This is a genomic window from Mycolicibacter senuensis (genome assembly GCF_003284925.1).
GTDB lineage: Bacteria > Actinomycetota > Actinomycetes > Mycobacteriales > Mycobacteriaceae > Mycobacterium > Mycobacterium algericum_A.
Genome location: NZ_QMEX01000178.1, coordinates 1 through 6,529, shown reverse-complemented (window position 1 = coordinate 6,529; position 6,529 = coordinate 1). Strand labels below are relative to the sequence as shown.

Here is a 6,529-nt window from a genome sequence, read left to right as displayed (position 1 = left end):
CCCGATTCCGGACTCCGCCGACAGCTTCGGCACCCGCTTGCGCAACCCGCTCGAAGCCAGCGCCGAGTGGACGTCGACCCGGGACAGGTAGGCCGGGCGCTCGCCCACCACCGCGTCGAGCGCCTCGGTGTCCGGGGCGGCACCGTCGGGCCAGCCCGACTCGTCCCAACCGTGGCCCCAGATCGGCTGGTCGGGATGGGCCGCCGCGTAATCGGCGATCAACTGCAGACAGTGCCGCTGCGAGCTGGCCGGCCGCAGATCCAGGCCGGTGCGGCACAGCCCCGTCTCGGTGACATGGACATGACTGTCGACGAAACCGGGCGTCACCAAAGCCCCGTCGAGGTCGGTGACGTCGGCTTGCGGAAACTGCTCCCGACCGACGGCGTCGCTGCCCAGCCAGGCGACCACCCCGTCGCGGACGGCCATCGCGGTGGCATCGGGATGACTCGGGCTGTGGATACGTCCGCCGAGCAACAGCGACGTGGGAGCCCCGGGCACAACGGTCACGACGTAGAAAGTACGGGGTGCCGGATCAACCGTGGGACAGGGCGGGCGGTTGGGTCTCGGTGACGTCGACGAATTCGGCGTCGATGTAGTCGGTGCGACGGCCGGGCGTGCGCCGGGCGGTGTACCAGCGTCGACCGACGACCGTGGCAGCCACCAGTGGTGTGCGGCGGCCGATCCCAGCGGCCGCCGCCCCGGCCAGCAGCGGGCGCACAGCAGCCCTGGTTCCAGGCGCCAGCAGTGCCAGGCCCGCCAGCGTGGTCACCGGTCCGGGGACCACGACCAGCAGCGTGCCCGCCGCGATCAGCCCACCGTCGGCGAGCACGCGCTGCCCCGCACCGGAACGCAACCGGGCTACCTGGCGCCTAATCTGCCCGGCCGCCAATGCCAGCCCGACCAGAAATGCGCCCACCAGCAGCAGTGCGGTCCAGCCGAAACCGATCCCCCAGATCAGCGCGGCAACCGCCGCCGACTCGACCAAGATGTAGATCAGCACGATCCGCAACACAGCGCTCGCCATGCCACCCCAACGTCTGAACCGTCGAGGAGGTTCCCACCCGGCGCCCAGGGGAATACCTTGAGGCCATGACGACCATCGAAGTTGCCACTCCCGACGGGCCCATCGAAGCGCTGCTGGACATTCCGGAAGGGCCCGGACCATGGCCCGGCGTGGTGGTGGTCCACGATGCGATCGGCTACGCCGCAGACATGGAGGCCATCTCCGAGCGCATCGCCGACGCGGGTTATCTGGCCGTGTCGCCCAACCTGTACTCCCGCGGCGGCCGGGCCCGCTGCATCACCCGGGTGTTCCGGGAACTGCTGACCCAGCGCGGCCGCGCGCTGGATGACATCCTGGCCGCCCGCGACCACCTGTTGGGCATGCCGGAATGTTCGGGCACGGTCGGAATCGCCGGTTTCTGCATGGGCGGGCAGTTCTCACTGGTCTTGTCACCCAAGGGGTTTGGAGCCTCGGCCCCGTTCTACGGCACGCCACTGCCCCGGCGCCTGGAGGAGACCCTCACCGGCGCCTGCCCGATCGTCGCCAGCTTCGGCGGCCGCGATCCGCTGGGGAGAGGAGCCCCCGACCGGCTACGCCGGGTCGTGGAGCAACACGACATCCCGCACGACATCAAGACCTATCCGGGAGCCGGACACAGCTTCGCCAACAAGCTGCCGGCCCAGCCGCTGCTCCGCATCACCGGCTTCGGCTACAACGAGGCCGCCACCGCCGATGCCTGGGCGCGGGTGTTCGCGTTCTTCGGCGAACACCTACAGGCCGCCGGCTGAGCTCAGGCGAGACTGCCGGCTGCGGCGAGCACCCGCGGGAACAGCACGTTGTTCTCCTTGTGCACGTGCAGGTGGATGTCGCTTTCCAGCTCCGCCAGGCCGGCCAGCATCGCGGTGTAGCTGGCGCAGGCGTCTGCCGGAACGGTGTAGTCGTCGGTGAGCTTGCGCAGTTCGGCGAGCAGGTGGCCGGCGTTGTCGTGCTCCTGCTGGTTTTCGGCCAGTTCGTTGCGCAGCTCGTCGGAGAGCGGCCGGTCCGGTCGGCCGGCGAGCAGGCTGATCTCGGGGAACAACATGGTCTCCTCGGTGCGCAGGTGGGGTTCCATGCCGGCGCGCAACTGGTGGAAGAGCTCGCGGACGCGTACCAGCTCGCCGTGGTTGGGGCCGTGCACCCGCGCCACCTTGTCGACCAGCTCCGCCAGCCGCGGGAACTCGTCCCAGAGGAACCGGTGGTGAGTGCTGACGATGTGGGCGATCAGCGAGGTGTCGTCGAAGTCGGCCCAGTCGGCGCGCTGGGCGGGCTCACCGGAGCTGTTCAGCGCCGCGAGCAGCTCGTCAGCGTTCACGCCGTCGGCGGCGCACGCATCACGCAGCGTCCGCTGGCCGTGGCAGCAGAAGTCGATCCCGAACCTGCTCAGGATGCGGGTCGTCGATGGGTCGGCGGTCACGATGTCGCCGAGGATCTGGTCGGAGGTGAAGGCGGCCACGGGAACTCCTCGTTGTCGGCGGGTGGTTCGGACCAACCATCCTAATATTAATGATTAAAGTCCACTATATGTGACGCAGTCGTCGGGTCAGCCGGCAGCCGGCGTCAACGCCAGCCCGACGTTGTTGCGCATCCCGCCGCGCAGTTTGCTGAACACGTTGAACACCCGGCCGATGACCCCGTACCGCTTGCCGATCGCGGCGTAGACGGCACCGTTGTCCGCCTTGTCCAACACGGCGGCCACCGCCTCGATGGCCTCGCCCTTGGGCTGGCCCCGCATGTCGCACGGCGTCAAGGTGACGCGCGGTGTGTTGCGGATTCGCTTGACCTTCCAGGAGGACTCCTGGGTGATCACCAACAGCCGATTGCCATCCGGTGCGGCCCACACCGGGGTGGGCTTGGCGCGACCGTCCTTGGTGAACGTGGTCAGCAACACGTAGTCGGATTTGGCGATCTCGGCGAAGATTGGGGCCACAGTGGTGAATCTAGTCCCCCCGGCGCCGCGGCGCCGGGAACGATCCGCCAACGGGCGAGCTGCGCCGGCGCGGCTACAGCGGGGGCCGGCTCGCGACCGGGTGCAGTTCGGCGATCTTGGGCAGCGGCGGGGCCGCCGGCGCCGAGTCGATGTAGGCGGCCACCGCATCGGGCGAGGACCAGGCCGTAGCGCACCAGCAGGTCCACGGCGTTCAGGCCGAAGTGCTGGGCAACCCGCAGCAAGTTGTCGGCGGTGATCAGCCTGCCCTCGTGGGCCGCCTTGTAGTAGGCGGATTTGCGGTAGCCGAAGGCCTCGTAGACCTCGGTGGCGGCCAGCGGCCGGCCGATCAGGTACGGCAGCACTACCGAGGGATCTTTATCACGGTCGTCCATGGTTTTACACCATAGTGCTGTTCGGAGGCCGGAAACCAGCTCGTCACATGTGATTTAGTTGTGAATTTTAATTAACTTGATAGGTTGAGGCGTCCTGGCATCCCGAATTGCCCGGTAACCGGGGTATTCGGGCCTCACCGAGGCATCCGGCGCCAGAGGGGCTGCGGCACCAGTCGCATGGCTACGAACATCATCCGCAACCGCCGGGGAACCGCGACCGTGCGCCGCCCCCGGGCCAGTGCGCGGGCCGTCGCCGCCGCCACCCGCGCCGGCGTGCTGGCCAACGGAGCCGGTTTCATGCCGTCGGTCATCCGTCCGATCACGAACCCCGGACGAACGATCAGCAATCCCACCCCGCTGCCGTGCAGCGCATCGGCAAGTCCGCCGGCGAACCCGTCGAGGCCGGCTTTGGCCGAGCCGTAGACGTAGTTGGCGCGCCGCACCCGCACCCCGGCCACCGACGAGAACACCACCATGCGTCCCCGGCCGGCGGCTCGCATCGCCGTGGCCAGGTGAGTGAGCAGGCTGACCTGGGCGACGTAGTCGGTGTGGACGATGGCAACGGCATGCGCGGCATCGGCCTCGGCGCGTGCCTGGTCGCCCAGAATCCCGAAGGCCACCACGGCGGTGCCGATCGGCCCGTGCTCGGCGATGAGCCGCGCGACCAGCGGCCCGTGGCTCGCCAGGTCGTCGGCGTCGAACTCGACGGTGTGCACGGCAATGGCACCCGCGCCGCGCACCGCGGCTGCCTCGGCGTCGAGCCGGTCGGCGGACCTGGCGGCCAGCACCACCGTCGCCCCGGGCGCCAGCCGGCAGGCCAGTTCTCCCCCGATCTCACTGCGGCCGCCGAAAATCACCACCGGCCCGTCAACCGTGTCGTTCACGGCTGTGATTATCGCCTGCGCTAGCGTGAACGGTGATGGCGAATGCGACGACCCGGCTCACCAGTGACGCACTGGCGTTTCTCACCGAACGCCACCTGGCGATGCTGACCACCCTGCGCGCCGACAACTCACCGCATGTGGTCGCGGTCGGTTTCACGTTCGACCCGAAAACCCATATCGCCCGGGTGATCACCACCGGCGGCTCGCAGAAGGCGGTCAACGCCGACCGGGCCGGTGTAGCCGTGCTCAGCCAGGTCGACGGCGCGCGCTGGCTCTCGCTGGAGGGCCGCGCGACGGTCAACGACGCGGTCGCCGCGGTCCGCGATGCCGAGCTGCGCTACGCCCAGCGCTACCGCACACCGCGGGTCAATCCGCAGCGGGTGGTAATCGAAGTACAGGTGGAACGGGTGCTGGGGTCGGCGGATCTGCTCGACCGCGGTACCCGCTAAACCTCGACCACCACCAGATCGTGGGGCCGGTTGTTCAGTGACTCGGCGCCGTCGGCGGTGACGATCACGATGTCCTCGATACGTGCGCCCCACTTGCCGGGGAAGTAGATGCCGGGTTCGATCGAGAACGCCATCCCGGCTGCCAGGGCGAGGTCATTACCGGCGACGATGTACGGCTCTTCGTGCACCGACAGGCCGATGCCGTGACCGGTGCGGTGCACGAAGTATTCCGCCAGCCCCGCTTCGGCCAGCACATCGCGTGCCGCGGCGTCGACCTGCCGGGCGGTGACTCCCGGACGGACGCTCTCGACCGCGGCGCGTTGTGCTCGTTGCAACACCGAATACCGTTGGGCCACCTCCGGTTCCGGCTCGCCCAGGCTGTAGGTCCGAGTCGAGTCGGAGTGGTATCCGGGTTCGACCGGGCCGCCGATGTCGACGACCACGACGTCGCCGGCGGCAAGTTCACGCTGCGAACACTCGTGGTGGGGGTCGGCGCCGTGCGGGCCCGAACCGACGATGATAAAGGCCACCTCCGAATGGCCCTCGGCCACGATCGCCTCGGCGATGTCGGCGGCGACGTCGGCTTCGGTACGGCCCGGGACCAGGAACTCCGGTACCCGGGCGTGCACCCGGTCGATCGCCGCTCCGGCCTTGCGCAGCGCGTCGATCTCGCTGGGGTCCTTGATCATTCGCAATCCACGTAACACAGCGGTGGCCAGCACCGGGGTGGCGCCGAGAACATCGATGAGTGGCAGCAGATGCAGCGCCGACATCGCGTCGGTGACCGCCGCGGCCGCCGGCCGGCCCCCCAGCGCCTCACCCACCATGCGGTAGGGGTCCTCGCCGTCGACCCAGTCGCGCACCGCCACGCCCAGATCCGCCACCGCGGATTCGCGCAGCGCCGCCAGTTCCAGTCGCGGCACCACCATGGTGGGCGGGCCCGACACCGGCAGCACCAGCGCGGTGAGCCGTTCGAAGGTCTGAGCCCGTGACCCGGTCAGGTAGCGCAGGTCGTAGCCCGGTGTGATCACCAGGCCGGCCAGGCCGGCCTTCGCGGTGGCGGCTGCCGCGGCGGCCAGGCGGTGGGCGTAGACGCTGCTGTCGAACCGGGAAGTCACGCACATCAGGCTATCCGGTCGGCGAGTGCGAAACTCACGACGCGACACGCGTGAGAGGTGTCGCGGTGTTGCGTTTCGCGGGGCGACCAGCGGCAAATAGGGTGGCTGCCATGCCTGCTCCCGTGCTGCTGCTCGACGGTGCCAGTATGTGGTTCCGGTCCTATTTCGGGGTGCCGTCCTCGATCACCGCGCCTGACGGCCGGCCGGTGAACGCGGTGCGCGGCTTCTTCGACTCGGTGGCCACCCTGATCACCCGCCAGCAGCCCGATCGGCTGGCGGTCTGCCTGGATCTGGACTGGCGCCCGCAATGGCGGGTGGACCTCGTCGCGTCGTACAAGGCACACCGGGTCGCCGAAGAGGCACCGGCTGACGTTGACGCCCCCGACATCGAGGAGGTGCCCGACGAACTGACTCCCCAGGTGGAATGGATCGCCGAGTTGCTCGATGCCTTCGGGATCGCCACCGCCGGCGCCCCCGACTACGAGGCCGACGACGTACTGGGCACGCTGGCGGCAGCCGAGCGGCGTGACCCGGTGATCGTCGTCAGCGGCGATCGCGATCTGCTGCAGGTGGTCGCTGAGCATCCGGTACCGGTGTCGGTGCTCTACCTGGGACGCGGGCTGGCGCGCGCGACGCTGTTCGGGCCCGCGGAGGTGGCTGAGCGCTACGGCCTGCCGGCGCAGCGGGCCGGCGCCGCCTACGCCGAAATGGCGCTGC

At 69.4% G+C, this 6,529-nt stretch carries 10 protein-coding genes; 3 read left to right on the top strand and 7 right to left on the bottom strand.

Annotation, left to right across the window (positions count from 1 at the left end):
* Window positions 1-426 (bottom strand): amidohydrolase family protein (locus DQP56_RS21820; RefSeq protein ID WP_234825780.1); only part of this gene is annotated, 426 nt, incomplete at its 3' end.
* 106 nt (window positions 427-532) lie between these two features.
* Window positions 533-1,024 carry an FxsA family protein gene (locus tag DQP56_RS21815; RefSeq protein ID WP_112688996.1) on the bottom strand — a complete coding sequence of 164 codons (492 nt, stop codon included), beginning with the start codon at window positions 1,022-1,024 and terminating at the stop codon, window positions 533-535.
* 65 nt (window positions 1,025-1,089) lie between these two features.
* Between DQP56_RS21815 and DQP56_RS21810 the strand changes: the two genes are divergently transcribed.
* A complete protein-coding gene (locus DQP56_RS21810) occupies window positions 1,090-1,791 on the top strand; it encodes a dienelactone hydrolase family protein (RefSeq protein ID WP_112688994.1) in 702 nt (233 codons plus the stop codon).
* Between the two features lie 2 nt (window positions 1,792-1,793).
* On the opposite strand, the gene ric is transcribed toward DQP56_RS21810, so the two are convergent.
* From ric to DQP56_RS21790, 4 genes are all read right to left on the bottom strand, one after another.
* Complete coding sequence (gene ric, locus DQP56_RS21805; RefSeq protein ID WP_112688992.1) at window positions 1,794-2,495, bottom strand: iron-sulfur cluster repair di-iron protein; 702 nt, start codon at window positions 2,493-2,495, stop codon at window positions 1,794-1,796.
* A gap of 87 nt (window positions 2,496-2,582) precedes the next feature.
* Window positions 2,583-2,969, bottom strand: coding sequence for a PPOX class F420-dependent oxidoreductase (locus DQP56_RS21800; RefSeq protein WP_112688990.1), 387 nt, complete (start codon window positions 2,967-2,969; stop codon window positions 2,583-2,585).
* Entirely contained in the window at window positions 2,921-3,361 is a 441-nt protein-coding gene (locus tag DQP56_RS21795) for a hypothetical protein (RefSeq protein ID WP_234825779.1), read from the bottom strand. The genes DQP56_RS21800 and DQP56_RS21795 overlap by 49 nt, the downstream gene beginning before the upstream one ends.
* Window positions 3,362-3,495: 134 nt before the next feature.
* The gene (locus DQP56_RS21790; protein WP_112688988.1) at window positions 3,496-4,245 is read right to left on the bottom strand and encodes an SDR family NAD(P)-dependent oxidoreductase; all 750 of its coding nucleotides are present in this window, start codon (window positions 4,243-4,245) and stop codon (window positions 3,496-3,498) included.
* Window positions 4,246-4,280: 35 nt separating this feature from the next.
* Here DQP56_RS21790 and DQP56_RS21785 point away from each other — a divergent pair, with 35 nt between their 5' ends.
* Window positions 4,281-4,694 (top strand): F420-dependent biliverdin reductase, encoded by a 414-nt coding sequence (locus tag DQP56_RS21785; RefSeq protein ID WP_013829042.1) that lies wholly within the window; start codon window positions 4,281-4,283, stop codon window positions 4,692-4,694.
* Here DQP56_RS21785 and DQP56_RS21780 read toward each other — a convergent pair.
* A complete protein-coding gene (locus DQP56_RS21780) occupies window positions 4,691-5,818 on the bottom strand; it encodes a M24 family metallopeptidase (RefSeq protein WP_112688986.1) in 1,128 nt (375 codons plus the stop codon). The genes DQP56_RS21785 and DQP56_RS21780 overlap by 4 nt on opposite strands.
* Window positions 5,819-5,922: 104 nt before the next feature.
* On the opposite strand from DQP56_RS21780, the gene DQP56_RS21775 reads away from it, so the two are divergent.
* A partial coding sequence (locus DQP56_RS21775; RefSeq protein WP_435673897.1) for a 5'-3' exonuclease occupies window positions 5,923-6,529 on the top strand: 607 nt, incomplete at its 3' end.